Origin of the sequence: Massilia soli (assembly GCF_016809835.1) — a bacterium.
GTDB lineage: Bacteria > Pseudomonadota > Gammaproteobacteria > Burkholderiales > Burkholderiaceae_D > Telluria_A > Telluria_A soli.
In genome coordinates, this window is the sequence record NZ_JAFBIL020000010.1 from 84,275 (window position 1) to 108,996 (window position 24,722).

The following is a 24,722-nucleotide window of genomic DNA, read 5'->3' on the forward strand; positions in this document are numbered from 1 at the left end:
CTTCGCTCTTCCGCCCTACGTTTTCAGGTCGCGTGCTTTACGGTTCCGACGCTAGCTTTCCCCCAAGGCGCCGCCGGCGCCTTGATGTAGTGCCTCACCACATACCCCCAAGGCAGCACCAGCGGCACCAGCACAACCCCCAGCCCGGTAGCGAACAGCGTCTCGGCGGCATACGCGTCCAGCCCTGGCCCCATCCACATCGGCAGGGCAAATGCGACCACCCAGATGACTTTCCACGCCAGTTCGAACATCAGCACCGGCAGCATCTGCAGCGGGTAGCGTACGCCAAGCATGCACATCAGCGTTAGCCCGCCAAACAGCGCCCAGATGACGGTACTTGAATTCGCGATCAGCGTCGGCGGCGAGACGATCAATGGCCAGACGTTCATCCCCATGCCGACGGCAATCAACAGGTACATCGCCCTTAGCAGGTACAGCCTTACTGTGCTGACTTCAGACATCGCAATTCCTTCACGGTTGGTTGGACTGCTTTACTCGACTTCCCTCAAAATTTTTTCGATCGTCGCCAGGCGGATCTTCAAGTCGGCGAGCGCGGCCGCCGTTTCCGCCTGCGCCGCTACCGCCTGTTCCGCCACCTGGCGGTACGCGTCATCGCTGGCGAGGCGCGCCTTGGCCTGCTGGACCGCGGCGTAGTACTTCATGCCGAAAATCAGCAGTACCGTTCCAAGCGGCAGGAAGAGCGTCAACAAGTAAACGTGTTCGGCCATTTCGTTCTCTATTTCTCAAGGTTGGTTGTCAGGGTCTTCACGGCTTGTGCGATCGCGTCCGGCGTGAGTGCAATGTTGAAACGGGTGACTTCAAAGTAGTTGAGCGCCTTGCCATCGCCAGACACTTCCATCTGGCTGGTGACCAGCCCGGCGCTTTCCAGCTTTTGAAGGTGCAGGTGGAGCAGCGGACGGCTGATGCCGATTTCCCGCGCCAGCTGGCTGACGTAATTGCGGCCGCCCGCCTCCAGCGACGCGATAATCCGCAGGCGGTGGGGATTGGACAGGGCCGACAGCATCGCCAGCAGCACGTCTCCTTCAAATAATTGGTTTTTCTCTTTCACGTGTAAAGATTATCTGACACGTGAAAGCGAGTCAAGCGATAAATCGTGCCGGTATCTACTTGACAACATTGGACAGATTGATGAGTATCTCTTCTCCACTGAGGAGACCATCCATGCCGCGTTCCACCCTTACCCGTCGCCTGTTACTGGCGTCGCTGTTGTTTGCCATCGCATCGTCAGCACTGCTACCGGCCACCGCGGCCGAATTCGAATCCGACCGCATCGCAGTCACCACCGAAGGCAAAGGGAAAGATGTCATCCTGATTCCCGGTCTGGGGTCGTCGCCGCGCGTGTGGCGCGAACTGGTGCGCGCGGTGCCGGGCTACCGCTACCACCTGGTGCAGGTGTCGGGTTTCGCGGGCCACGCACGCGGCCTGAACGCGCAAGGCAAGGTGGCCGCGCCGGTGGCCGACGAGATCGCGCGCTACATCATGGTCAACAGCCTTGAACGGCCTGCGGTGATCGGCCACTCGATGGGCGGCACGGTGGGCATGATGGTGGCCAGCCGCCATCCGAACGCGCTGTCGAAATTGATGGTGGTGGACATGCTGCCGTTCCTGGGCGCGATGTTCGGGCCTCCTGGGACGACCTCGGAAAGCGTCAAGCCGACCGCCGACGCCGTCGTCGCGCAGTTGCGCAGCGCCGATCCGGCGGCGCGCCAGGCCCGCGCCACCGCGACCATCGCCAGCATGGTCGATACCGTCGCCATGCGCGAGGGGGCGGTGGACGATTCGATCAAGAGCGACCCGGACGTGGTTGCGCAGGCGTTCCATGAATTGATCGTGACCGATCTGCGGCCGGAACTTGAAAAGGTAACTGTACCGGCCACGGTGCTGTACGTGGTGACGAAGACCCCGGGCATGACCGACGCCGCGATGGACGCCGCCTACAAGGCCGCGTATGCGCCCCTGAAAGGCGCCACCCTCAAGCGCATTCCATCGAGCGCTCACTTCATCATGTGGGACCAGTCGGAGCAGTTCCAGTCCGAAGTCAGGCGGTTCCTCGGCCAGCAGCGCTAGGCCCGGGGAATTCCACCCGCACGCGCAAGCCGCCCAATCGCTCCGACTGGTCCAGCACCAGCTTGGCGCCGTGGCGGTCGGCGATGGCCTTGACGATCGCCATGCCGATGCCGCTGCCGCCAGCTTCGCTGCCGGCGATGCGGTAGAAGCGGTCGAACACCCTGTCGCGCTCTTCCGGGGCCACGCCCGGACCGCTGTCCTCGACGGTCAGCACGGCGCCGTCGCCGCTGGCGCGCACTTCGACATCGACCTTGCCGTCGGCTGGCGTGTATTTGATCGCGTTGTCGATCAGGTTGCGCATCAGGATCGCCAAGCCGTCAGGCTGGCCCTGGATGCTGACGCTGTCAGCGCGTTCCAGGCCCACATCGATGCCCTTCGCCTGGGCCGGCCCCGCCAGGTCGCCCAGGATGCGGCGCGCCAGGTCAGCCAGCTGCACGTGCTGGACCTTGACGCCGCTGGCCGCGCTGGCTTCCTGCCGCGCCAGCACCAGCAGCTGCTCGACCAGCCGCGTGGCCCGTTCGATGCCGGCCGTGAGGCGTCCCACGGCGACGCCGCGCGCTTCTTCCGAGTCGGCGCGTTCCAGGCTTTGCGCCTGCAGTTTGAGTGCGGCCAGCGGCGTACGCAGCTCGTGGGCGGCGTCGGCGACAAAGTGCTGCTGGGCGTCGAAGGCGGTTTTGACCCTGCCGAACAGCAGGTTCAGTTCCTGCACCAGCGGCAGTACTTCATCGGGCAAACCGGATTCGGACACCGGCGACAGGTCATCGGCCTGGCGCGCCGCGACCTGCTTGCGCACCCGCGCGACCGGCTCCAGCGAACCGCTGACGACCCACCAGACCACCAGCATCAGGATCGGCATCATCACCGCGATCGGCCCCACCGTGCGCAGCGCGAGGTTGCCGGCGATCTTGCGGCGCACCGCCATGTCCTGCGCCACCTGGACGGTCTGGTTGCGCGTCTGGACCGAGAAGATGCGGTAGGTGGTGCCGTTGGCCTTGACGTTCGAGAAGCCCAGTACCGCGCGTTGCGGCAGGCGCGCGCGCGAGTAGGTGCGGAACACCTGCACGCCGTCCGGCGTCCAGACCTGCACCATCAGGTCGTTGTTCTCGGCGGCGGCCTCGGTCGATTCGCGCGCCTGGGCGCTTGACAGCGGCGCGCCCGAGCGCAGCGACAGCGCCATCTGCTGCATGTGGTAGTCGAAGATCTGGTCGGCGTCGCTCAGCGAGGTGCGGTAGGCGATCGAGCCTTGCGCCAGGGTGGCGATCGAGATGGCGGCCAGCAGGAACCACAGCAGGCGCCCGCGCAGCGAGTGGGAAACCTTCATTGTTTCGGGACCATGTAGCCGACCCCGCGCACGTTCTGGATCAATTCGCTGCCCAGTTTCTTGCGCAGGCCGTGGATATACACTTCAACCGCATTGCTGCTGACTTCATCGCGCCAGCTGTACAGCTTTTCTTCCAGCTGCGGCCGCGACAGCACCACGCCGGGGCGCGCAATCAGCGCTTCGAGCACGGCCCATTCGCGCGCCGACAAGGTGACCATCGCGCCGTCGACCTGCACTTCGCGGGTGGCCGGATTGATGCTGATGTTCTTGTATTCGAACACCGGTTCGCCGCGGCCGGCCGAGCGGCGCAGCAAGGCGCGAATCCGCGCCAGCAGTTCATCGAGGTCGTAGGGTTTGAGGACGTAGTCGTCGGCGCCGGCGTCGAGCCCGGCGATGCGCTGTTCGACCGAGTCGCGCGCGGTGGCGACCAGCACCGGCGTCTGGTCCTTGCGCGAGCGCATCGAGCGCAATACTTCAATGCCGTCCTTGCGCGGCAGGCCAAGATCGAGCAGCACCAGGTCGTAGGCCTGCGATTGCAGCAGCGCCGTGTCGGCCATTTCGCCATCCTTGACCCAGTCGACGGCGTAGTGCTCGGCCCTGAGCAGGTCGAGCACTACTTCGCCGATCATCGTATCGTCTTCCACCAGCAGTAGCCGCATCACTTCCCCGTTTCTCGATTAATGCGGTGGACGAGAACGAACTTACCCGATCCGCACAGGAATGAATATTCTGTCATTCCCGCGCTGAATCAGCAAGGCGACCGATTTGGTCGACTTGCCCACCACGTCGCGTACCTGGGCGACCGAGCTTACCGGACGACCATTTATCGACAGCAGTACGTCACCGGCCTGCACACCCGCGCTGGCGGAGGCGCCGCCGGCATCTTCAATGACCAGGCCGGACGCGATGCCCGACTGGCGCTTTTCGATCGGCTCGAGCGGACGCAGCGACAGGCCCAGCTTGCCGCCCGGCTCGGCGGCGTCGACCGCCTCCGGTTCGGCGGCGGCGACCTTGTCGCTGGCGTTGCCGAGCTTGGCCGGGATCTGCACGATCTTGCCATCGCGCCAGACGTCGAGCACCACCCGGTCGCCCGGCTTGGACGTGCTCATCATCGCAGGCAGGTCGCCCGAGGCGATGATCGGCTGGCCGTTGAGCTTGCGGATCACGTCGCCGGATTTCAGGCCGGCCTTGTCGGCCGCGCCGCCGCGTTCGATGTTCGACACCAGCGCGCCTTCGGGCGACGCCAGGTTGAACGAATCGGCGAACGCCTGGTTCACTTCCTGGATCGTCACGCCCAGCTTGGCATGCTGCACCTTGCCGGTTGTGACGATCTGGTCCTTGATGCGGTTGGCCACGTCGATCGGAATGGCGAACGACAGGCCCTGGTAGCCGCCGGTCTGGCTGTAGATCTGCGAGTTGATGCCGATGACTTCGCCGCGCGTGTTAAACAGCGGGCCGCCCGAATTACCCGGGTTCACCGCCACGTCGGTCTGGATGAACGGCACGTGGCCGTCATCGATGGAACGGCCCTTGGCGCTGACCACACCGGCGGTCACGCTGCTCTCGAGGCCGAACGGCGAGCCGATCGCGATGACCCACTCGCCAACCTTCAGGTCGGTCGATTTGCCGATCGGGACCACTGGCAGGTTCTTGGCCTCGATCTTGAGTACCGCAACGTCGGTCTTCGGGTCGGAGCCCAGCACCTTGGCGCGGTATTCGCGCCGGTCCTGCAGCTTGACCGTGACCTCGGAAGCGTCGCGCACCACGTGCGCATTGGTCAGGATGACACCGTCCGGGCTGATAATGAACCCGGAACCGGCGCCAAAAACGGGAACCTCGCGCTGGCCGCGCTGCGCGCGCGGGTCCTGGAAGCGACGGAAAAATTCAAAGAATGGATCGTTTTCGTTACCGCGCGGCAGGCGGGCATTCGGCCCGGCGCTGGTCTTGGTGCTGCCGGTCACCTGGATGTTGACAACCGCCGGTCCCATGCGCGAGACGATCTGGGTGAAGTCAGGCAAGACGACGCCTGCGGCAACCTGCGTGGGCGCGCCGATGGCAGCGGGCGGAACCGGGGCTGCAAGGGGCGCCGCGGCGCTGACGGCGCCGGACGCCACCGCATTGTTGTGATTGACCGCGACCGCGCCAACCGCTCCGCCGATGGCGCCTGCGGCGACAAGTGCCAGAGTGAGTCGCTTCGCGCTGATGGCAGTAGTAGCAACTACGTTTTGCATTTAACGTACTCCTGGGATGGAAAAGGTTTACCGATGGGTTCAGTGTGCAGCACCAGACTTAATGTTTCCTTAAAGCCGGTCGTAGAAAGGGGCACCCCAACCGCGAGCGCCCCCCTGGTCCTACTCAGTTCGCGCCGTGATTACGCGGCCTGGCGCTGCTCCAGTGCCTGCACGTTGTCACCGCCGCCGATGGCGTCGCCGCCGCCGATGGTGATCTTGCGTGGCTTGAGCGCTTCCGGTACTTCGCGCACCAGTTCAATGGTCAGCATGCCGTTGTCGAACGATGCCGTGGTGACCTTGACGTGATTGGCGAGCTGGAAGCGCTGCTCGAAATCGCGCGCCGCGATGCCGCGGTGCAGGTAGGTGCGCTGGGCGTCATCCTTCTGCTTGCGGCCGGTGACATGCAAGGTGTCACGCTCGGCGACGATCTCGACTTCCGAACGGTCGAAGCCGGCAAGTGCCATCACGATGCGGTACTTGTCTTCGCTGACCAGTTCGATGTTGTATGGAGGATAGCTAGGCTGGGCGTCGGCGCGCTGCTCAAGCAGCTGGGCCAGGCGATCGAAGCCGATAGCGGAACGATAAAGAGGAGTAAGGTCGAAAGTACGCATGATAAATATCCTTGTCAAAGTTAAGCGATAAGTTGACGGACCTCCGTGGAGCATCCGTTGCTCCCCATCTAATGGCAGCGTTCGCTCTTTTCAAGGGCAAAAAAAATATGATTTTCGAGGCCGCCTGCCGAAAAAAATTCGGCCCGCGCCGACCCGCGCACGCAAGCGCCGGCGGCATGCGGCGCGCATCGATGGTGTATGCTTGTTCCATGACTACAGATACCGACATCCAGCTGAGCGGACCATTCAAGGCCGTGGACAGCACCGGCCGTTCCCACGACGTCAAGGGCATTCGCATCTTCGACGAGGGCTACGGAATCATTGACGTGTACGTTGACTTCGCCGCGCCGGTCGAACCCGGCCTGTACAAGGACAAGGTATTGGCCAGCAAGGTCATCGACCAGTTGCGCACCATGGGCTACAAGGGTCCGGACTTCGGCCCCAGCGATCCGGGCTTGCAGGACCGCAAGCTGATCGTGCTCGAAGCGCCGGAAGAATTCAGCGCGTTTGCCAAGAGCAAAGGCTGGAAAAACCTGGCCGAGGAATTCGACGAGGAATAAACCGGCCCTCTCTTGAGGGCTGATCTGGAACCGCTGGGCGGATGCGGGAGGGACTCGCCCCCCGCATCCGCGGAATTGGGCATGCGGCCCAGCAAGTCACGCAAACAATCCATGCAAATACCACCGCGGCTCGGCGTCCCCGGCCATGCCCGCGATGCGTTCGCGATACACCCAGTAATGCGCATGGTCCAGCCCCTCGGCGATAAAATAATCGCGCGCGTGGGCCTGGCTCCACCACCCTGCCTCGATGCGTTCCGGGGTTGATGCCATCTTCAGCGGCGAGCCATAAAACGGCCGGTGATTGCGCATCAGCAGCGCGATCGGCTTGGCCAGCAGCCACACCGGCCGCGGCAGGCTGAGCACGTCGGGCGGCATCTGCGCATCCAGCACCGCCTGCCTGATTTTCTTCTGCACCGGCACCCAGGCATTGGCCAGCTCGGGCCGATAATCGGCCTGCGGCGCCGCCTGCAACACGTTGTCCGGACCCAGTCGCGCGACCAGCAGCTCGAGCATGCGCAGCTGGTCTTCCTCGCTGCCGCCCGGTTCGGGAAACAGCGACTCGCTTGGCGGCGCCATCGGCTGCACCTGCAACGCTTCAAGGCACAGGCCGATCACGTGCGCCACCAGCTCCTGCTTGCCCAGCCTTTCCTTCAGCAGCCGCACCAGGTGCTCGTCGCGCCATGTCGGTTCAGCCAGCACGATTTCAATCAGGGTGGGCGGACGCGCCACCTTGCCGCGCTCGTGCTCCAGCTGCAAGGTGATGCGCTCGACGGCGAGCTGGCGCGCGCACAGCCAGCCTGTCAATTGCAGCAGCAAGCGGTGGGCGCCGAACAGCAGCGCTTCGGCATTCTCGACGCGGTCGAATAATTCAAGATGGGCGCGGAACGTGGTGGGCGCTTCGATCCAGTCGAATAATTCAGGTGTCATGCCGTAGGCGGCGTCGAACATGTCGAGCAGCGCGCGGCCGCAGCGGCGCTGCAGGCCAGGGCGCGGCAGGCGCCGCATTTCACCCAGGCTGAAGCAGCCGATACCCTCGATCCAGGCAGCGAATGGACGCGCCGGCGGCAGCAAGGCGCACGGCAGCCGGTCGAGCTGGCGCACCAGCGACGGCATGCCAAGCGCCCTGCCCCCTTGGTGGCGCGCCAGCAGCCAGGCGCCGCGTGCCGTCGGCGCGCAACTGAGCACGGCGGTAAAGCCGAGCGCGCGCATGTTGTCGCGGATGCGCCGCCGCAGCGCGCGGATGCCGCCAAACAGGCTCAGGCTGGCGCCGATGTCGATCAGCAGCGTCGATTCTTCCGCCTGCGCCACCAGTGGCGTGTACTGCAGCAGGGCCATCGCGACGGCATGCAAGGCATCGGCCTCGCGCTCGGCAGTGCGTTCGTACAGGCGCGCTTCGGGCATGAGCATGAGCACGCCGCCGCGGCGCATGCCCGGCTGCACTCCGGCCGCGCGCGCCAGCGGCGAGACCGCCAGCACGCGCTCCTGCTCCAGGACGACGCTGCCGGCGTCGTCACTGGACCAGTTCGGGCAGAAGACCTCGAGCGGTAGCTGGGGCAGGTAGAGGCCGATCCAGAGGCGCATGGCGTTGCAGTAAAGAAGGTGTGAGTGGGAGGAACAGCGGCGCATCACGCTGCGGCCCCCGGCGTTTGACGAAACCGATTTCCATGCCGCCTGCGGCTGGACGCAGGCTCAGGCGCAACGGCGCGGGCGAGGCGTCTTGCGCGGCAGCCAGCGGACGCAGCATGAAGAACAGGGTTTCGCCGCTTTGCGCGGCCAGGTTCAGCCGGCGCAGCGCTTCGCCGCGCGCATGGCTGTGCCAGAACAGCAGCGCACCGCAGCTACCGCTGCGCAACACCTGTTCGGCCGCCCACAGCGCGTCTGCGCTGCGGCTGGACCGCACCCACAGCAGCTGCGATGGCTGGATGCCCAGGGCGGCCAGCGCCAGCGCCTGGGGCGGATGCGGCGGCTGCAGCAGCACGATGCGGCGCCTGGCCACAGTTTGCAAGGAAGGACGCAACAGGCGCATCTCGCCGATGCCCGATTGCTGGAGCAATAATTCGTTGAGCGTGCCGGTCGGCCAGCCCCCGCCGGGCAACTGCGCCGACAAGGTGGGATGCCCCGTATCGACGCAACGGGCGTGCGACTGCGCCAGCTGGGAAGCCAGCCACAAGGAAGGATGCAAGGCCTCCGGCGCGGGAATAGAGTGTAGAGAAGTCATGATCAAACTGCCAGAAAGTACTGTATGGATGTACAGTACTAGTCGAAAGCGGCTTTGGCAAGACCTATCTTTTTGCGGTGTGGCCTTGACTTTGGATTCAGACGTTACCTGCCCTGCTGTGGCGGGAAAAGAAGTCGAGCAGGAGTTTGCTGGAGGTTGGCCCGGGACCGGAATTGAACGCCAGGCTGGCGTCGCCACCGCTCCAGGCATGCTGGAGTTCCGAAATTTGCACCACCCGCAGCAGAAGTTTGCGCCGCAGGCTGACGTCGCGCAAGCGGTACGCAAACGTGCGGCTGGTGCGTTCGCGCGTGGTGATATCGACCGGTGTGCCGTCAGGCACCCGATTGAGCAGCAGGGACTGCTCTTCCAGATGCGCCTGGTTGATCGGACGGACCACCCGGTCCGATTCGCCGTGCAGCAAGATGGTTGGCATCAGGGGAAAGCCGGGCTGACGGTCGAGTACTTCCTGGATCGCTGGCCCAGCGCGGCGGGCATCGCCCTGGAGCATCACCTTGATGGCGGCCACCGCGCCGCGCGCCGCGCCGAACAGCGGCGAGGAATGCACGCCAACCGCGGCAATCAGGCCTGGATGATTGAGCGCGACGATATGCGCCATGGCGCCGCCGGCGGAAAAGCCGCAGATATAAATGCGCGAACGGTCGATGGGATGCGAAGCGGTGACTGTATTGATGATGCCGACAATGAGGCTGACGTCGCCGCCGCCCTCCTGGGTCGCGCGGTCATACCATTTCCAGCAAGCCTGGGGATGGCTCGTCACGGACTGCTGCGGATAAACGACGGCAACACCCTGCTTTTCAGCCAGCAGGTTCATGCGCGTGCCCTGCGCAAACTTGTTCGCGTTCTGGTCGCAGCCATGCAGCATGATCACCAGCGGCATGCCGCCCGGCGCTGGCGCGACTGGCGGCAAATATAGCCAATACAGCATCGTGCGCAGCACGCCGTGGGGGCCGAGCCCGGTGTAACGGTCGCTCAGCCACTGCCCGGATAGCACAGGAACGGCCTTGGGGCCAGCAGGGGTAAGCGAGCGCGTCTTGCGAACCGCCGGCTTGGCAGCAGGCTTCGCTTTTTTTACAGCCGCTTTCGCTTTTACAGCAGGTTTAGCTTTTACTTTTGGAACAGCCAGCAGCGTCTTTACGGCGCGAGCAGTGGAGCGCTGCTGTTTTTTCGCAGTTCGCAGCAGGCTGCGCAACCACGGCTGAACCAGTTTTACCATCGAAGCCTTGACAGTACCGGCAGGCGCGCCAGCAGGGTCGCGGCGAGCGAGCGGGTTGGAATAGGTTTGCCCAGTGGGCCGGCGTTGTTGCAGCGTGCGCTAATGAACATCATGTAATGCCTCCAAGTTTTCACTAGAGTAGCAATCAGGAAACAGGCGTTCTGTGCGTTATCGCTCATATGGCAAAAACACAACAATAACGCGCGCGCTGACCGCTTCCGCACGATTGACACACGCCAAAAGCAGACCCTTCCCAAGCCTTACGCTGGAACAGGTGAGGAGACAACTCACACTCGAACCCCACTCCTGGCGGGAGTGGCAACTGACGACGCTAAACGGGAGAAAACAGATGAGCTACGCAGATCGCGACAAGTACGGTATCTATAAGAGCAGCTCCGGCCCCGGCCCCGCGCTGATGGGCGCCGACACCCTCATCGGTGACAGTGTAGTCAATGGGCAGGAAGAAAAGCTGGGCGACATCAAGGAAATCATGCTTGATATGCGTAACGGGCAAGTGGCGTATGCGGTGCTGGCATTTGGCGGCTTCCTCGGCATGGGCGAAAAATTGTTTGCCGTACCCTGGCAGGCACTGCACCTCGATACCGTCAACAAGCGCTTCGTACTCAATGTCGACAAGCAAAGGCTGTCCAACGCCCCAGGCTTCGACCCTGACGCCTGGCCCGACATGAGCGAGGCGCGCTGGGCCGACCAGATCGACGCCTTCTACGGAACCGACCGGACCGTCAGCGGCGTTGGCGAAGCCTGGCATCCAGGCATGACCTCCAGGCGGACCGGCGGCGCGGGCAGCGGCGCGCAGCATTAAACGCGCAGGGTGCGCGACGACTTCACTGCGTGAACCGGCCGGTGACGATGAAGCAGCAACGCCGAAGCGTCCGCGATGGGCCTGTGGAAGCCGTTCGCGATCATCCTATCAAGGGGCGGAAGAGCACGTAGTGCGTCATCCGCCCAAACCGCGTTAGCGCTGCATCGATTCCCACACCTTCTGCAGGCGCTTGGCCGACACCGGCATTGGCGTGCGCAGTTCCTGGGCATACAGCGACACCCTCAGTTCTTCCAGCATCCAGCGGAACTCGACCATTTTCGGATCGGTGTTCTTGCCCGCGAGCCTGTCCTTGGCCGCGCGCACGAAATGGCTGGCCGACTGGCTCCACTCCGCCATCAGCCTGGCGTCACGGGTCGGGTCGCCGCGCAGCTTCTCAAGGCGCACATTGACCGCCTTCAGATAGCGCGGGAAATGCGCCAGCTGCGCGTAGTCGGTATCGGCAACAAAGCGCTTGTGCACCAGCCCTTGCAATTGCCCCAGGATATCCGTGGCGACCGGCTGCGGGACGTTCTGCAATTTCTTCGGCAGGCCGTGATACTCGGCCAGCACCTGCCCGACCAGCCGCGCAATCTCGTTGACCAGCAAGCCAAGCCGCGACTTGCCCTCGTCCTTGCGCTTGTTGAATGACGCGGCATCGGTGGGCAGAGGGTCCTGCAGGCACGCGATATCGATCGCCTTCTGGATGATCTGGTCGCGCAACTCTTCCTGCGACCCCAGCGCCATGAATTGCATGCCCATCTGCTGCATACCCGGAATATTCTTTTCCGCAAACTTGAGCTGGTCGCGGAATTGCAGCGCGAACAAGCGGCGCAGGCCGATGCGATGTGTGCGCGCAGCAACCGCAGGATCGTCGAACACCTCCAGGTCGCAATGGCTTCCCTTATCGACCAGCGCCGGGAAGCCGATCAGGGTCAGCTTGCCCTGCACGATCTCCAGCAGTTCCGGCAATTCGCCAAAGGTCCAGCTGGTCAGTCCGATGTGCTGGCTAACCGCCGGGGCGGACGGCGCGGTCGCCGCTGCGGCCTGTACCGGCGCCGCCCCTTTCGGCGTCAGCGGCGCACTCTTCTTCCCGCCCGACAGCTGCTGAACCGAGGCCGCCGACAAGGGCGCCGCCTGCGCCTTTCCTTCCGCCATTTTTTGGAAGCTCTCGCGTGCCAGCCGGCCGAATTCGTCCTGCAGCGCCGACAGGTTGCGGCCCATGTCGAGCTGGCGTCCGTGCTCGTCGACCACCTTGAAGTTCATGAAGTGGTGCGCCGGCAGGGTTTCGACCTTGAAGTCGGTGGTCAGCACGGCGATGCCGGTCTGGGCGCGGATGTCGGCGATGAGCGCCTCGACCAGGTCGCCGCGGCCGAACCTGCCCGCGTCCTGCACGCGCTCGCAGAAACGCGCCGCGAAGTCCGGCAGCGGCACGCAGTGGCGGCGCAGCTTTTGCGGCAGCGATTTCAGCAGCAGATGCACCTTTTCCTTCAGCATGCCCGGCACCAGCCAGCCGGCGCGCTCGCGCGGCAGCTGGTTCAGCGCAAACAGCGGCACCGACAGGGTGACGCCATCGCGCGGGCTGCCCGGCTCGAAGTGGTAGCCAAGCTGCATCTCGATGCCGGTCACCGACATCATTTTCGGGAACAGCTCGGTCGTCACGCCAGCCGCTTCGTGCCGCATCAGCTCTTCGCGGTTCAGGAACAGCAGCTTCGGATTATCGAACGTCGCATCCTTGTGCCACTTCTCGAAGCCGGCGCCATTGACCACGTCGAGCGGGATGATCTTCTCGTAGAAGGCCGCGATCAGGTGGTCATCGACCAGCACGTCGAGGCGGCGCGACTTGTGTTCGAGGTTTTCGATCTCGCGGATCAGCTTCTGGTTGTGCGCGAAGAACGGCGCGCGCGTTTCATAGTCGCCCGCCACCAGGCCGTCGCGGATGAAGATCTCGCGCGCTTCGGCCGGATTCTTCTGGCCGTAGTTGATGCGACGCTGGCTGTACACCGTCAGCCCGTACAGGGTGGCCTTCTCCGACGCGGTCACCTGTGCCGAACGCTTTTCCCAGCGCGGCTCGCCCCACGATTTTTTCAGCAGGTGGCTGCCGACCCGCTCCACCCACTCGGGCTGGATCTGGGCGACGCAGCGCGCGTACAGGCGCGTGGTGTCCACCAGTTCGGCCGCCATCACCCACTTGCCCGGTTTTTTGAGCAGCGACGATCCTGGCCAGATGTGGAACTTGATGCCGCGCGCGCCGAGGTAGGCGCCGCCCGGTTCATCTTCGGCCTTGAAGCCGACGTTGCCGAGCAAGCCGGTCAGCAGCGCGGTGTGCAGGTTCTCATACGTGGCCGGCGCATCGTTCAGGCGCCAGCCCTGCTCGCGCACGATCGTCAGCAGCTGCGAATGCACGTCGCGCCACTCGCGCAGGCGAACCTGCGACAGGAAATTGCTGCGGCACGATTCCTGCAGCAGGCGGTTCGACTTTTTATGCTCGATGGCTTGCTCGAACCAGCTCCAGATTTTTATAAAGGACAGGAACTCGGACTTCTCGTCGGCGAACTTCTTGTGCGCTTCATCGGCCGCCTGCTGATGCTCCATCGGACGGTCGCGCGGGTCCTGCACCGACAGTGCGGAGGCCACCACCAGCATCTCGGTCAGGCAGGCGTTGTCGAGCGCCGCAAGGATCATGCGGCCCACCCGTGGATCGAGCGGCAGCTTGGCCAGCTTGTGTCCCAGCTGAGTCAGCTGGTTGGCTTCATCGACCGCGCCAACCTCCTGCAGCAGCTGGTAGCCGTCGGCGATGGCGCGGCCCTGCGGCGGCTCGATGAACGGGAAGGTCTCGACGTCGGTCAGGTGCAGGGACTTCATCCGCAGGATGACCGCGGCCAGCGACGAGCGCAAAATCTCCGGCTCGGTAAATTTAGGCCGCTGCAGGAAGTCGTCTTCCTCGTACAGGCGGATGCAGACGCCATCGGCGACACGGCCGCAACGGCCGGCGCGCTGGTTGGCCGCCGACTGCGCGATCGGCTCTACCTGCAGCTGTTCGACCTTGTTGCGGAAGCTGTAGCGCTTCACGCGGGCCAGGCCGGCATCGACCACGAAGCGGATGCCAGGCACCGTCAGCGAGGTCTCGGCCACGTTGGTGGCCAATACGATGCGGCGCGCATTGGTGATCTTGAAGACCCGGTCCTGCTCTTCGACCGACAGGCGGGCGAACAGCGGCAGGATCTCGACATGCGGCGGATGGTGCTTGCGCAGCGCTTCGGCGCAGTCGCGGATCTCGCGCTCGCCGGGCAGGAACACCAGCACGTCGCCGGAACCGATGCGGCTCAGTTCATCGACCGCGTCGATCACGCCGTCCATCAGGTCGCGCTTCTCGCGCGCCGCCTGGGCCTTCGGCTGCGGCTTGCCTTCCGGCGCCGGGGAGCCGGTGACCGGGTCGCGGTCAACCGGGCGATAGCGCACCTCCACCTTGTACAGGCGGCCCGATACTTCGATCACCGGCGCCGGCTTGCCAGGCTGGCCGAAGTGGCGCGAGAAGCGCTCTGCGTCGATGGTCGCCGACGTGATGATCACCTTCAGGTCGGGCCGGCGCGGCAGCAGCTGCTTCAGGTAGCCAAGCAAAAAGTCGATGTTCAGGCTGCGCTCGTGGGCCTCATCGATGATGATGGTGTCGTAGGCCTTGAGCAGCGGGTCGGTCTGGGTCTCGGCCAGCAGGATACCGTCGGTCATCAGCTTGACCGACGCGCCCTTGCTAAGCGTGTCGTTGAAGCGGACCTTGAAGCCCACGTGCTCGCCCAGTGGCGAGCCGAGTTCCTGCGCAATGCGCTTGGCGGTCGACGAGGCGGCGATCCGGCGCGGCTGGGTGTGGCCGATCAGGGCCTTCTGGCCGCGGCCAAGTTCAAGGCAGATCTTCGGCAACTGCGTGGTTTTACCCGAGCCGGTCTCGCCCGACACGATGATGACCTGGTTCTCGGTGAGCGCCTTGGCGATATCGGCGCGGCGGCCGGACACCGGCAGGTCTTCCGGAAAGGTAATCGGGGGCAGCGGATTGCGCACCACCTCGCGCGCAGGACGCGGCTGTCCCTGACGCTGGTCGCGCGCCTTTGGGGCCGGGTTGCGGGGTTGCTGCGCCTGTGCTGCGGGGGCTTCGGGCTTGTTACTCTGTTCGGACATCGTTTTTTGCATGAATTTGGCGCGCAAGTCGCGCAGCGAATTATAATGCGGCAAATGGAAACTCCTACCCAATTCGTCCAGTGGCTGCGTTCAGTCGCGCCATACATCCACGCTTTCCGTGGCAAGACCTTCGTCGTCGCATTCCCGGGCGAACTTGTCGCAGCCGGCGCACTGTCCGTCCTGGCGCAAGACCTGTCGCTGCTGGTGGCACTCGGCATCCGCGTCGTCATCGTCTACGGCTCGCGCCCGCAGGTGGCCGAACAGCTGGCGCTGCGTAACGTCGAAGGCCGCTTCCACAACGGCATTCGCATCACCGACACCGCCGCCCTCGAATGCGCCAAGGAAGCCGCGGGCGAGCTGCGGCTCGATATCGAAGCCGCGTTCAGCCAGGGCTTGCCGAACACGCCGATGGCGCATGCCGCGATCCGCATCATCTCAGGTAACTTCGTCACCGCGCGTCCGCTTGGCGTGATCGACGGCGTCGACCTCGAGCTCACCGGCATCACCCGCAAGGTCGACGCCGAGCGAATCCACGCGATCCTCGGCACCGACAGCCTGGTGCTGCTCTCCCCGCTCGGCTTCTCGCCGACCGGCGAAGCGTTCAACCTGACGATGGAAGATGTCGCCGTGTCGGCCGCCATCGCGCTGCACGCCGATAAAATCGTCTTCATCACCGAAACCGAGATGATGCTCGACGAAGGCGGCGCTGAAATTCGCGAACTGTCCTCGCACCAGGCCGAAGCCGTGCTGGAAGCGGGCTTCCTGCCGACCGACTCCTCGTTCTACCTGCAGCACGCCATCAAGGCCTGCAACAGCGGCGTGCCGCGCGCGCACATCGTGCCGTTCCAGATGGACGGTTCGGCGCTGCTCGAACTGTTTACCCACGACGGCGTGGGTACCATGATCAGCCACGAGAACCTCGAAAGCCTGCGCAAGGCCACAATTGAGGACGTTGGCGGCATTATCAAGCTGATTGAGCCGCTGGAAGCCGACGGCACCCTGGTCAAGCGCGGACGCGAGCTGATCGAACGCGAAATCGACCAGTTTTCGGTCATCGAGCACGACGGCGTGATTTTCGGCTGCGCGGCGCTGTATCCGTTCCCCGAAGAAAAGATGGCCGAAATGGCATGCCTGACCGTCAACCCCGAGGTGCAGACCCAGGGCGACGGCGAGCGTATCCTGCGGCACATGGAGAACCGCGCGCGTGCCGCCGGACTCAAACAATTGTTCGTCCTGACCACCCGCACCTCGCACTGGTTCCAGAAACGCGGCTTCAAGCCGGCGACCGTCGATGCGCTGCCAAAAGACCGCCAGCGCATGTACAACTGGCAACGCAAGTCGCAGGTGCTGGTCAAATCCCTATAATCGTACTTTCACACACGCATCAGGAGCAGAAATGGCCCGCACCGTCCATTGCATTAAACTCAACAAAGAAGCCGAAGGGCTGGATTTCCCGCCGTATCCTGGCGAGCTGGGCAAGAAGATTTACGAATCGGTCTCGAAGGAAGCCTGGGCGGCCTGGCTGAAGCACCAGACCATGCTGGTCAATGAGAATCGCCTGAACCTGGCGGACCAGCGCGCGCGCAAGTACCTGGCGACGCAGATGGAAAAGCATTTCTTTGGCGAAGGCGCCGACGCCGCGATGGGTTACGTGCCGCCAGCGGAGTAATTCCTTCCGAGAACCGTAGGGCGGATAAGCAAAGCGCATCCGCCACTGCCTGCGTCGCGTTGACGCTTGCAATGGCGGATGCGCTTTCGCTTATCCGCCCTACGTGAGGACCTTGGCTTTACATCGCCTTGCACTGCCGTAAATCGCAGCGCGCCATGAAGGTCTTGCCCTCCTGGCAGCGCATGCGGTACACCTCCACCGGCCCTTCCGGCGTCACCAGCCCGGCCCCCAGTCCTCCGGTACATCCCTTCTGCTTCGCCATCCGCTCCACCGTCACCGACGAGCGGCCAGGCACGAACGGCAGGCGCTCGATCGGCGCGCCATTCGCATCGACCAGCGGCGGCGCCGGCACCACCCGCGGCGTCATTGGCTTCTCAGCCACCGGCGCGCCCTTGAACATCGAACAGCCGCTGGCAAGCAGCGCGCACATGGTCAACACAATCAGCTTCATGGATCCCCCGAGGTAGGTGGTGGGCCGGCAGCGCCCGTTCAGAACGTCAGTTTCTTGACGCCTTCGCTGGTGCCCAGCAGGCAGACGTCCGCGCCGCGCTGGGCGAACAGCCCGACCGCCACGACGCCGACGATCTGGTTGATCTGGGTTTCAAGCGCGGCCGGATCGGTGATCTGCAGGCCCGCCACGTCGATCAGCTCGCCACCGTTGTCGGTGATGAACGCCTCGTCCGTGCCCGGCTTGGTGCGCAGGCGCGGCTGGCCGCCCAGTTGCGCCAGCTTGCGCATGACGGCGTTGCGCGCCATCGGCAGCACTTCAACCGGCAACGCGAACTTGCCCAGCACGTCGACCAGCTTGGAGCCGTCGGCGATGCAGACGAACTGCTTCGATACCGACGCGACGATCTTTTCGCGCGTCAGCGCGGCGCCGCCGCCCTTGATCATCGCCCCGCCGGCGTTGATTTCATCGGCGCCGTCGATGTACACGGCGATCGAGGTCACGTCATTGAGGTCGAACACGTCGATGCCGTGGCCGCGCAGGCGCGCGGCAGTCGCCTCCGACGAGGCCACCGTGCCCTTGATGCGGTGCTTGATCAGGGCCAGTTCATCGATGAAGAAATTGGCCGTCGAGCCGGTGCCCACGCCGATGATTTCGCCGTCAACCACGTAGTCGATGGCGGCACGTGCCACCGCTTGCTTGAGTTCGTCTTGAGTCATGATGTGCGTAAAAATGAGGAATATGCCATTTTAACGGATCGTACTGTTCCGGGGCCGGGCAATTTCCGCCGCCTTGCCGCCGTGGCAACAAAGACGCAGCGCAAAGAACGTGCTGTTTGGCAATTTCCATGGATGACTTGGTGCCAGAATAGTTGGTGCGAAACATCTCAGGGAAGCCAACATGACCGCCACCAAGACAGTCCTCGTCGTCGACGATAGCCGCGTTTCGCGCCTGATGGCACGCCAGTTTATCTTGAGCAAACAGCCCGGCTGGACCGTGATCGAGGCTGTCACAGGCGAAGACGCCCTGATCAAGGCGAGCGGCCTGTCGCCCCTGTTGATTCTGATCGATGTCAACATGCCAGGCATGGGCGGCCTGGCGGCGGCCGAACAGCTGCGCGCGGCATGTCCGGGCACGCACATTTCGCTGGTCACCGCCAACGTCCAGCATGCCACCCGCAACCGCGCCAACGAACTGGGGATCGGCTTTATGGAAAAGCCGATCACCGAAGCGCGCATCCACTCGCTGCTGGGCGCGCTGGACTAGCGCGATGTTCAATCTCACGGACCTCCAGCACGACGCGCTGGTCGAGATCTTCAACATCGGCGTCGGCCACGCCGCCGGCGCGATGAGCGAAATCGTCAACGAGGAAGTGACGATGTCGGTGCCGTCGATCTCGTTCCTGAACCGGACCGAGGCCGCTGCCCTGCTGTGCAACGGCGAACAGCGCCGCGTGTGCGGCGTCAGCCAGCGCTACGAAGGCGCGTTCACCACCGAAGCGATCCTGATGTTCCCCGAGGAGAAAAGCCTCGACATCGTGCGGCTGATGGTCGGCGACGCGATCGCGCTGACGGAGCTGAGCGAAATGGAGCAGGAGGCCATGAGCGAGATCGGCAACATCATCCTCAACTCCTGCGTCGGCACCCTGGCCAACATCTTCTCGCAGGAGCTATGCGGCTCGCTGCCGCGCTATCACGTCGGCACCAGCGACGACATCCTGGCCGCGACGGGCACCGCGGTCGACACGGTGGTGCTGATGCTGCACATCGATTTCATCCTCGAGAAGCACCAGATCCACGGCTATGTCGCGTTCGTGCTCGACCTGTCGGCGCTGAACGACCTGCAGGAGCAGGTCGACCGCTACCTCGCCAAGATCACAGGCGGCGCCTAGCATGACCCGCCCCGCCCTGCTCGAATGCGCGCTAGGCGCCATGAACCTCGGCGTGATCGTGCTCGATCACGCCCGCAAGGTGGTCCTGTGGAACCGCTGGATGGCGCAGCACTCCGGCCAACACGCCAGCGAGGTGCTGGGCCGCGACTTCCTCGATGTGTTCGACGGCATGCGCGGCAGGCGCATCGACGGCGCCGTGCACCACGCCCTGTACGATAACTTCCCGGCGATCCTGTCGCAAACGCTGCACAAGGCGCCGTTCCCGTTGTACGTCGACGCCGAAGCGCGCCAGCGCGGCGAACGGCTGCAGCAGGCGGTCGCCGTGACGCCGCTCGACATGCCGGGCGAACGGCGCCACTGCCTGATCCAGGTCAGCGACGTCAGCTACGCGGTCCACCGCGAGCGCCTGCTGCGCGAACAGGCGCTCGATCTGCGCCTGCAAAGCTACTCGGACGGCCTCACCGGGATCGCCAACCGCCGCCACTTCGACGCCGCGATGGACAACGAGATCCGCCGCACCAAGCGCTCCGGCAGCCCGCTGTCGCTGCTGATGATCGACATCGACTTCTTCAAGCCGTACAACGACTACTTCGGACACCAGCAAGGCGACGAGACCCTGGCCCGCGTGGCGCATGCGCTGGCCGGCATGCTGCATCGGCCGCTCGACCTGATCGCGCGCTACGGCGGCGAGGAGTTCGCGGTGATCCTGCCCGACATCGGCGAGGACCAGGCGCGCCAGCTGGCCGAGGCGATGCGCGCGCGCGTCGAACAGCTGGCTATTCCCCATGCGCCCTCTAGCGACTTCGCGCAGGTCACGGTCAGCATCGGCATGGCCACGCGCACGGCACGAAACAGCGCCGAAACGGCGGTCCTGATCGGGACCGCCGACCGCGCGCTGTATGCGGCCAAGCGCGCCGGGCGCAACCGCCTGGTCATCGAGCGCATCGAATAATCGCCGGCTTACCCACGTCGCATGGACGCGCAGATCGGCAAAGGATATTGTGCAGCTATCAAGAAAACGGGATACCTGACATGTCGACAAACGCGGCGGCGATTTCACTTCAAATGTTCTACGAACCAGGCAAGGCCTTCGCGGCGCTGCGCGCAAAATCCCACACCTGGCTGCCGCTGCTGGCCATCATGGCCGGCACAGCGGCCATGATTTACTGGTATTTCCAGACCGTCGATTTTGCCTGGATGCTCGACCAGACCGCCGCCGCCACGCCGGACATGACGGCCGAACAGCGAGAAGCGATGCACAAGGTAATGTCGCCGACCTTGATGACATGGTCGGCGCTGGGCGGCGTCCTGCTCGGAACACCGATCGTCTACGCGCTGTACGCCCTGTACTATCTGCTCGCCGGCAAATTCATCGGCAGCGATATCAGCTACGGAAAATGGTTTGCGCTGACCGCGTGGACTTCGCTTCCGCGCCTGCTGGTGCTGCCTTTGATGGCAATGCAGATCATGACGTCGGGCGGCCGCGTCGCGCTGGAAGACCTGTCGATGGTTTCGCTGAACTTCCTGCTGCTGAATCTTCCGGCCGGCCACCCTTGGGCAAGTTTCTTCAACAGCCTGGATCTGCCGCTGCTGTGGTCAGTCGCGCTGACGGTGATCGGCCTGCGGGTCTGGACCGGCCGCAGCCTGGCAACCTGCATCACCATCAGCGTGCTCCCGGTGGCCATCATCTTCGGCCTGTGGGCCGCCAAGATCGTGCTGTTCGCGTGACAGCAGAGAGTCGATGAAACGTCAACTCATTGCGGCGGCCGTCGTGCTGGCCTTCATCGGCGTGCCGGTCGCCGTCAAGCTCTCCAGGAACAAGACGGTCAAGGAGGCCGAACTGGCCACGGTCGAACTGCGCCAGATCCAGCCGACCATCCTCGCCTCGGGCAACCTGGTGTTTCGCCAGGAAGTGCAGCTCTCCAGCGAAGTTATCGGCAAGGTGAGCGAGGTGCTGGTCAAGGAGGGCGACAAGATCGTGCGCGGGCAGGTTCTGCTCAGGCTCGATCCGACCACCTACCGCGCCGAAGTGGCCCAGCAGCACGCCAACCGCCGCAGCGCCGCCATTGCGATCGAACGCGCCCAGCTCAATCTGGCCAACCAGAAGCGCAACCTTGAGCGCAGTGCCAGCCTCGCCAACGCCAAATTCATCGGCGCCAGTGCACACGAAGATGCGCGCCACAAGGCCGACCTGGCGTCGGTGGAACTGCGCGCCAGCCGCGAAGCGCTGCAACAGGCCGAGGCCGTGCTGTCGCTGTCCCAGGAGCGGCTGGCCAAAACCGAAGTGCGCGCGCCGATCAGCGGAACCGCCACCTCGGTCCAGATCAAGGTCGGCGAAACCGCCGTTGCCAGCGCCACCGGCATCGCCGGCTCGAGCCTGATGACGATTGCCGACGTATCGGGGATCATGGCCGAGGTCAGCGTGGACGAAGCCGACATCGCCGGCGTGGTCGCGGGCCAGAGCGCGCGGGTGTTCCCTTCCGCGTATGCCGACAAGCCTGTCGCCGGCAAGGTCGAAAGCGTGTCGCTGACGCCGAAGGTCAGCACCCAGGGCCGCAACTACATCGTCAAGGTGCGGCTCGACGACAGCCCGCTGTCGCTGCGCACCGGGATGACCGCGCGCGTCGAGATCGTGCTGGGCGGCGGCATCGCGCGCCCGGCCGTTCCGCTGCAGGCGGTGCTGACCGAGCAGGCCGGCGGCGCCAGGGAAAAGACCAGCAGCTATGTGATGGCGGTGGTCGATGGAACCGTGCAAAAGAGGACGGTTGAACTCGGGCTGGCCGACGACAACAACCAGGAAGTACTCAAAGGCGTGGTCAGGGGCGACACCGTGGCGATTGGCCCGGCGCGCCTGTTGCGCGAACTGCGCGACGGCGAAGCGGTCGGCGCGCTCAAGCCGGACGCCAAGCGGAACGCCAGCGTCAAGGCGCCGGCGGCCAGGGACAGCCTGTGATCGAATTGTCCGGCTTGACTAAAACCTACCGGATGGGCGACCAGGAAGTGCGCGCGCTGCAAGGCGTCGACCTGCACATCGAACGCAACGAATACATCGCCTTCATCGGTGCCTCCGGCTCGGGGAAATCGACGATGATGAGCATCCTCGGCTGCCTCGACCGCCCTTCCTCGGGCACCTACCTGCTCAACGGGCGCGACGTGGCGACGATGGCAAGCGACGAACTGGCGCAGGTGCGCAACGCCGAAATCGGCTTCATCTTCCAGAGCTTTCATTTGCTGCCGCGCTCCACCGCGCTGGCCAACGTCGCCCAGCCGTTGATCTACCGCGGCATCGGCCTGAAGGAACGCGTGCGCATGGCCGAAGAAGCGCTGCGCCACGTCGGCCTGGGCGAACGCATGCACCATCGTCCCAACGAACTGTCGGGCGGCCAGCGCCAGCGCGTGGCGATCGCGCGCGCGCTGGTGGGCAAGCCCTCGATCCTGCTGGCCGACGAACCGACCGGGAACCTCGATTCGGCCACCAGCCGCGACATCCTGGCGCTGATCCGCGAGGTGCACGCGGCCGGGCAGACCGTTGTCATGGTCACGCACGAACCCGAGATCGCGGCGGAGTGCCAGCGCGTGGTGCGACTGCACGACGGCGCAGTCGTCAGCGACATCCTCAACTAAGCGCGGAAGAACCAGCATGTACGTATTCATCGAGGCGTTGCGCTCCGCGCTCGGCGCCATTCGCGCGCACCGGCTGCGCAGCTTCCTGACCTCGCTCGGCGTCATCATCGGCGTGGCCTCGGTCATCGCGGTCGTGTCGCTGATCCAGGGTATGTCCCAAAGCATCAGCAAGCAGTTCGAAGGCCTTGGCAGCAACGCCATCACGATCAGCGCAAAGAACGACTTCAAGGATGTCTTGCGAGGCAAGATCAATACCTTGCGCTTCGAGGACGTCGAACAGCTGCGCGCCCACGTCGACGGCATCCGCGACCTGTGCCCGGTGTTCTCGCCCGGCGGTGGCGACGTCCGCGTCGCCAACAACAAGGCGTTCGCGCACGTGCTCGCGACCACGCCGAGCTACCAGGACGTCCACCAGCGGTATGTGCAGTCCGGCCGCTTTCTCAGTAACGCCGACGAGACCAACGCGCGCCGTGTCGCGGTCATCGGGTCGAAGCTGATCGACGAACTGCACCTGAGAGGCAACCCGCTCGGGCAGTTCATCCAGTACTCGGGCGAATGGTTCAAGGTGATTGGCGTGATGGAGACGCGCGGCGAGCTGTTCGGGATGTCGCAGGACGATTACCTGATCATCCCGTTCAAGACTGGCCGCAGCATGATCGGCAATAACCAGAAGCCAAACATGCGGATCAACGTCAGCAGCGACAGCGCCACCGCACCGGAAGAGGTAAAGCGCCAGCTCACGGCCGCGATGCGCGGCTCGCACAAGCTCAAGGCCGGCGACAAGGACGACTTCGAGCTGGTCGCTGCCGACCAGCTATCCAAGAGCTTCGGCGAGATCAGCACCATGGTGACGATGGTCATGGGCGGCATCGTCGGCATCGCGCTGCTGGTCGGCGGCATCGGCATCATGAACATCATGCTGGTATCGGTCACCGAGCGTACCCGCGAGATCGGCATCTGCAAGGCGATCGGCGCGCGCAGCCGCGACATCATGCTGCAGTTCCTGATCGAAGCGGTGATCCTGGCGATGTTCGGCGGCTTGATTGGCGTGGCGCTGGGCTACGCGATCGGCATGGGCGTGGCAGCGCTGATTCCGAACTTCCCGACCGCCTTCGTCCCGTGGTGGGCGATCGTGGTGTCGCTGCTGTTCTCGGGCGGCGTCGGCGTCATCTTCGGCGTCTTCCCGGCCAGCAAAGCGGCAAAACTCGATCCAATCGATGCCCTGCGCTACGAATAACGGCGATTGTCAGCCGCGCAGAAGCCGGCGCGGCAAGTTGGCCCGGCTAGACGGGTTGGCAAGGAAGCCTGCCAGCACTTGCTCAAACAGGGCGCGGCTGTCCGCATAGCGCGGCTGGCGCATCGTGCGCGGAGCACGCAAGTGCGTCAGCACGAAGTAATCTGCCAGCAGGTCGCCCTGCGCTTCCATGTTGTAGTCGGCAAGCGTTTTGCCGGCCGCGAGCTCGTAGCGGTAACCCAGCCCGATGCGAATCGCACCGCGCAGGCGTACCGGATACCCGAGCTGGTGTTGCCACACATGGACCATCTCGTGCATGAACCAATGACGCGCATGGTCGTCGCCGCGCGAGAAATCCGACAGGCAGCAGGAACGGTGGAAGTAGATGCTGCCATTGGGCGACATTGCGCAGTTGCGCGGCTGTAGGCCGAAGGGCAGGTAGCGGCGGCCAAAAATGCGCACGCGCGCGTAGTCGATGGCGTCGCCGAACAGGGCCGAGGCCATGCGCACCTCGCCGTCCGTCATGGGACGGTGAGGCCGCGCCGCAGGGCGTGCGGTCGGCGAAACCAGGATGTGCGGAGGCTCATGGGATGACATGAG

Annotated in this window: 26 protein-coding genes; 12 read left to right on the forward strand and 14 right to left on the reverse strand. The window is 64.4% G+C overall.

Going from position 1 to position 24,722, the window contains the following annotated elements; translation table 11 throughout:
- Positions 1–23: 23 nt before the first annotated feature.
- The 3 genes from I4X03_RS21710 to I4X03_RS21720 are packed head-to-tail and all read right to left on the reverse strand — an operon-like array spanning position 24 to position 1,069.
- Positions 24–461: a protein kinase family protein gene (locus I4X03_RS21710; RefSeq protein WP_223470751.1), complete on the reverse strand. Its 438-nt coding sequence runs from the start codon at positions 459–461 to the stop codon at positions 24–26.
- Between the two features lie 30 nt (positions 462–491).
- A complete protein-coding gene (locus I4X03_RS21715) occupies positions 492–728 on the reverse strand; it encodes a hypothetical protein (protein WP_223470753.1) in 237 nt (78 codons plus the stop codon).
- A gap of 8 nt (positions 729–736) precedes the next feature.
- Positions 737–1,069, reverse strand: a complete 333-nt coding sequence (locus tag I4X03_RS21720; RefSeq protein ID WP_223470755.1) for an ArsR/SmtB family transcription factor — start codon at positions 1,067–1,069, stop codon at positions 737–739.
- A gap of 113 nt (positions 1,070–1,182) precedes the next feature.
- Between I4X03_RS21720 and I4X03_RS21725 the strand changes: the two genes are divergently transcribed.
- Positions 1,183–2,088 carry an alpha/beta fold hydrolase gene (locus tag I4X03_RS21725; RefSeq protein WP_223470757.1) on the forward strand — a complete coding sequence of 302 codons (906 nt, stop codon included), beginning with the start codon at positions 1,183–1,185 and terminating at the stop codon, positions 2,086–2,088.
- Here I4X03_RS21725 and I4X03_RS21730 read toward each other — a convergent pair.
- The 4 genes from I4X03_RS21730 to I4X03_RS21745 form a co-directional block, all read right to left on the reverse strand.
- Positions 2,060–3,409 (reverse strand): ATP-binding protein, encoded by a 1,350-nt coding sequence (locus I4X03_RS21730; RefSeq protein WP_223470758.1) that lies wholly within the window; start codon positions 3,407–3,409, stop codon positions 2,060–2,062. The two genes, I4X03_RS21725 and I4X03_RS21730, sit on opposite strands and share 29 nt — an antisense overlap.
- Positions 3,406–4,068, reverse strand: a complete 663-nt coding sequence (locus I4X03_RS21735) for a response regulator (protein WP_223470895.1) — start codon at positions 4,066–4,068, stop codon at positions 3,406–3,408. The genes I4X03_RS21730 and I4X03_RS21735 overlap by 4 nt, the downstream gene beginning before the upstream one ends.
- Before the next feature lie 42 nt (positions 4,069–4,110).
- Complete coding sequence (locus tag I4X03_RS21740) at positions 4,111–5,640, reverse strand: DegQ family serine endoprotease (protein ID WP_223470760.1); 1,530 nt, start codon at positions 5,638–5,640, stop codon at positions 4,111–4,113.
- 140 nt (positions 5,641–5,780) lie between these two features.
- On the reverse strand, positions 5,781–6,251 hold the full coding sequence (locus I4X03_RS21745; RefSeq protein WP_223470762.1) for an Hsp20 family protein: 471 nt from the start codon (positions 6,249–6,251) through the stop codon (positions 5,781–5,783).
- 209 nt (positions 6,252–6,460) lie between these two features.
- Here I4X03_RS21745 and I4X03_RS21750 point away from each other — a divergent pair, with 209 nt between their 5' ends.
- Entirely contained in the window at positions 6,461–6,811 is a 351-nt protein-coding gene (locus I4X03_RS21750) for a hypothetical protein (RefSeq protein WP_223470764.1), read from the forward strand.
- Positions 6,812–6,907: 96 nt separating this feature from the next.
- Here I4X03_RS21750 and I4X03_RS21755 read toward each other — a convergent pair whose 3' ends face one another.
- From I4X03_RS21755 to I4X03_RS21765, 3 genes are all read right to left on the reverse strand, one after another.
- Positions 6,908–8,392, reverse strand: a complete 1,485-nt coding sequence (locus I4X03_RS21755) for a Y-family DNA polymerase (protein ID WP_223470766.1) — start codon at positions 8,390–8,392, stop codon at positions 6,908–6,910.
- The gene (gene imuA, locus I4X03_RS21760) at positions 8,322–9,029 is read right to left on the reverse strand and encodes a translesion DNA synthesis-associated protein ImuA (RefSeq protein WP_223470768.1); all 708 of its coding nucleotides are present in this window, start codon (positions 9,027–9,029) and stop codon (positions 8,322–8,324) included. The genes I4X03_RS21755 and imuA overlap by 71 nt, the downstream gene beginning before the upstream one ends.
- 97 nt (positions 9,030–9,126) lie before the next feature.
- Positions 9,127–10,041, reverse strand: a complete 915-nt coding sequence (locus I4X03_RS21765; protein WP_223470770.1) for an extracellular catalytic domain type 1 short-chain-length polyhydroxyalkanoate depolymerase — start codon at positions 10,039–10,041, stop codon at positions 9,127–9,129.
- A gap of 571 nt (positions 10,042–10,612) precedes the next feature.
- On the opposite strand from I4X03_RS21765, the gene I4X03_RS21770 reads away from it, so the two are divergent.
- On the forward strand, positions 10,613–11,086 hold the full coding sequence (locus I4X03_RS21770; protein ID WP_223470772.1) for a PRC-barrel domain-containing protein: 474 nt from the start codon (positions 10,613–10,615) through the stop codon (positions 11,084–11,086).
- A 153-nt stretch (positions 11,087–11,239) separates the two neighbouring features.
- On the opposite strand, the gene hrpA is transcribed toward I4X03_RS21770, so the two are convergent.
- Entirely contained in the window at positions 11,240–15,256 is a 4,017-nt protein-coding gene (hrpA, locus tag I4X03_RS21775; RefSeq protein WP_223470774.1) for an ATP-dependent RNA helicase HrpA, read from the reverse strand.
- Positions 15,257–15,310: 54 nt separating this feature from the next.
- On the opposite strand from hrpA, the gene argA reads away from it, so the two are divergent.
- Both argA and I4X03_RS21785 read left to right on the forward strand, forming a co-directional pair.
- The gene (argA, locus tag I4X03_RS21780; RefSeq protein WP_223470776.1) at positions 15,311–16,621 is read left to right on the forward strand and encodes an amino-acid N-acetyltransferase; all 1,311 of its coding nucleotides are present in this window, start codon (positions 15,311–15,313) and stop codon (positions 16,619–16,621) included.
- 31 nt (positions 16,622–16,652) lie between these two features.
- The gene (locus tag I4X03_RS21785) at positions 16,653–16,925 is read left to right on the forward strand and encodes an oxidative damage protection protein (protein ID WP_223470786.1); all 273 of its coding nucleotides are present in this window, start codon (positions 16,653–16,655) and stop codon (positions 16,923–16,925) included.
- A gap of 118 nt (positions 16,926–17,043) precedes the next feature.
- On the opposite strand, the gene I4X03_RS21790 is transcribed toward I4X03_RS21785, so the two are convergent.
- Together I4X03_RS21790 and rpiA are read right to left on the reverse strand one after the other, a co-directional pair.
- On the reverse strand, positions 17,044–17,376 hold the full coding sequence (locus I4X03_RS21790; RefSeq protein WP_223470788.1) for a hypothetical protein: 333 nt from the start codon (positions 17,374–17,376) through the stop codon (positions 17,044–17,046).
- Positions 17,377–17,414: 38 nt separating this feature from the next.
- Positions 17,415–18,092 (reverse strand): ribose-5-phosphate isomerase RpiA, encoded by a 678-nt coding sequence (gene rpiA / locus I4X03_RS21795; protein WP_223470790.1) that lies wholly within the window; start codon positions 18,090–18,092, stop codon positions 17,415–17,417.
- Between the two features lie 181 nt (positions 18,093–18,273).
- On the opposite strand from rpiA, the gene I4X03_RS21800 reads away from it, so the two are divergent.
- From I4X03_RS21800 to I4X03_RS21830, 7 genes are all read left to right on the forward strand, one after another.
- Complete coding sequence (locus tag I4X03_RS21800; RefSeq protein ID WP_223470792.1) at positions 18,274–18,639, forward strand: response regulator; 366 nt, start codon at positions 18,274–18,276, stop codon at positions 18,637–18,639.
- Between the two features lie 4 nt (positions 18,640–18,643).
- On the forward strand, positions 18,644–19,264 hold the full coding sequence (locus I4X03_RS21805; protein WP_223470794.1) for a chemotaxis protein CheC: 621 nt from the start codon (positions 18,644–18,646) through the stop codon (positions 19,262–19,264).
- Between the two features lies 1 nt (position 19,265).
- A complete protein-coding gene (locus tag I4X03_RS21810; RefSeq protein WP_223470810.1) occupies positions 19,266–20,216 on the forward strand; it encodes a sensor domain-containing diguanylate cyclase in 951 nt (316 codons plus the stop codon).
- 80 nt (positions 20,217–20,296) lie between these two features.
- The gene (locus I4X03_RS21815) at positions 20,297–20,992 is read left to right on the forward strand and encodes a YIP1 family protein (RefSeq protein ID WP_223470819.1); all 696 of its coding nucleotides are present in this window, start codon (positions 20,297–20,299) and stop codon (positions 20,990–20,992) included.
- Positions 20,993–21,005: 13 nt separating this feature from the next.
- Positions 21,006–22,217: an efflux RND transporter periplasmic adaptor subunit gene (locus tag I4X03_RS21820; protein WP_223470821.1), complete on the forward strand. Its 1,212-nt coding sequence runs from the start codon at positions 21,006–21,008 to the stop codon at positions 22,215–22,217.
- On the forward strand, positions 22,214–22,888 hold the full coding sequence (locus I4X03_RS21825; RefSeq protein WP_223470823.1) for an ABC transporter ATP-binding protein: 675 nt from the start codon (positions 22,214–22,216) through the stop codon (positions 22,886–22,888). The genes I4X03_RS21820 and I4X03_RS21825 overlap by 4 nt, the downstream gene beginning before the upstream one ends.
- Positions 22,889–22,904: 16 nt before the next feature.
- Entirely contained in the window at positions 22,905–24,125 is a 1,221-nt protein-coding gene (locus tag I4X03_RS21830) for an ABC transporter permease (protein ID WP_223470825.1), read from the forward strand.
- Between the two features lie 9 nt (positions 24,126–24,134).
- Here I4X03_RS21830 and I4X03_RS21835 read toward each other — a convergent pair whose 3' ends face one another.
- Positions 24,135–24,719: a Rhs element Vgr protein gene (locus tag I4X03_RS21835; protein WP_223470827.1), complete on the reverse strand. Its 585-nt coding sequence runs from the start codon at positions 24,717–24,719 to the stop codon at positions 24,135–24,137.
- Positions 24,720–24,722: the final 3 nt, after the last annotated feature.

Coding starts and splice junctions, on each gene's coding strand:
- I4X03_RS21710 (WP_223470751.1), bottom strand. CDS start 461: ATGTCTGAAGTCAGCACAGTAAGGCTGTACCTGCTAAGGGCGATGTAC.
- I4X03_RS21715 (WP_223470753.1), bottom strand. CDS start 728: ATGGCCGAACACGTTTACTTGTTGACGCTCTTCCTGCCGCTTGGAACG.
- I4X03_RS21725 (WP_223470757.1), top strand. CDS start 1,183: ATGCCGCGTTCCACCCTTACCCGTCGCCTGTTACTGGCGTCGCTGTTG.
- I4X03_RS21730 (WP_223470758.1), bottom strand. CDS start 3,409: ATGAAGGTTTCCCACTCGCTGCGCGGGCGCCTGCTGTGGTTCCTGCTG.
- I4X03_RS21735 (WP_223470895.1), bottom strand. CDS start 4,068: ATGCGGCTACTGCTGGTGGAAGACGATACGATGATCGGCGAAGTAGTG.
- I4X03_RS21740 (WP_223470760.1), bottom strand. CDS start 5,640: ATGCAAAACGTAGTTGCTACTACTGCCATCAGCGCGAAGCGACTCACT.
- I4X03_RS21745 (WP_223470762.1), bottom strand. CDS start 6,251: ATGCGTACTTTCGACCTTACTCCTCTTTATCGTTCCGCTATCGGCTTC.
- I4X03_RS21750 (WP_223470764.1), top strand. CDS start 6,461: ATGACTACAGATACCGACATCCAGCTGAGCGGACCATTCAAGGCCGTG.
- I4X03_RS21755 (WP_223470766.1), bottom strand. CDS start 8,392: ATGCGCCTCTGGATCGGCCTCTACCTGCCCCAGCTACCGCTCGAGGTC.
- imuA (WP_223470768.1), bottom strand. CDS start 9,029: ATGACTTCTCTACACTCTATTCCCGCGCCGGAGGCCTTGCATCCTTCC.
- I4X03_RS21770 (WP_223470772.1), top strand. CDS start 10,613: ATGAGCTACGCAGATCGCGACAAGTACGGTATCTATAAGAGCAGCTCC.
- hrpA (WP_223470774.1), bottom strand. CDS start 15,256: ATGTCCGAACAGAGTAACAAGCCCGAAGCCCCCGCAGCACAGGCGCAG.
- argA (WP_223470776.1), top strand. CDS start 15,311: ATGGAAACTCCTACCCAATTCGTCCAGTGGCTGCGTTCAGTCGCGCCA.
- I4X03_RS21785 (WP_223470786.1), top strand. CDS start 16,653: ATGGCCCGCACCGTCCATTGCATTAAACTCAACAAAGAAGCCGAAGGG.
- I4X03_RS21790 (WP_223470788.1), bottom strand. CDS start 17,376: ATGAAGCTGATTGTGTTGACCATGTGCGCGCTGCTTGCCAGCGGCTGT.
- rpiA (WP_223470790.1), bottom strand. CDS start 18,092: ATGACTCAAGACGAACTCAAGCAAGCGGTGGCACGTGCCGCCATCGAC.
- I4X03_RS21800 (WP_223470792.1), top strand. CDS start 18,274: ATGACCGCCACCAAGACAGTCCTCGTCGTCGACGATAGCCGCGTTTCG.
- I4X03_RS21805 (WP_223470794.1), top strand. CDS start 18,644: ATGTTCAATCTCACGGACCTCCAGCACGACGCGCTGGTCGAGATCTTC.
- I4X03_RS21810 (WP_223470810.1), top strand. CDS start 19,266: ATGACCCGCCCCGCCCTGCTCGAATGCGCGCTAGGCGCCATGAACCTC.
- I4X03_RS21815 (WP_223470819.1), top strand. CDS start 20,297: ATGTCGACAAACGCGGCGGCGATTTCACTTCAAATGTTCTACGAACCA.
- I4X03_RS21820 (WP_223470821.1), top strand. CDS start 21,006: ATGAAACGTCAACTCATTGCGGCGGCCGTCGTGCTGGCCTTCATCGGC.
- I4X03_RS21830 (WP_223470825.1), top strand. CDS start 22,905: ATGTACGTATTCATCGAGGCGTTGCGCTCCGCGCTCGGCGCCATTCGC.
- I4X03_RS21835 (WP_223470827.1), bottom strand. CDS start 24,719: ATGTCATCCCATGAGCCTCCGCACATCCTGGTTTCGCCGACCGCACGC.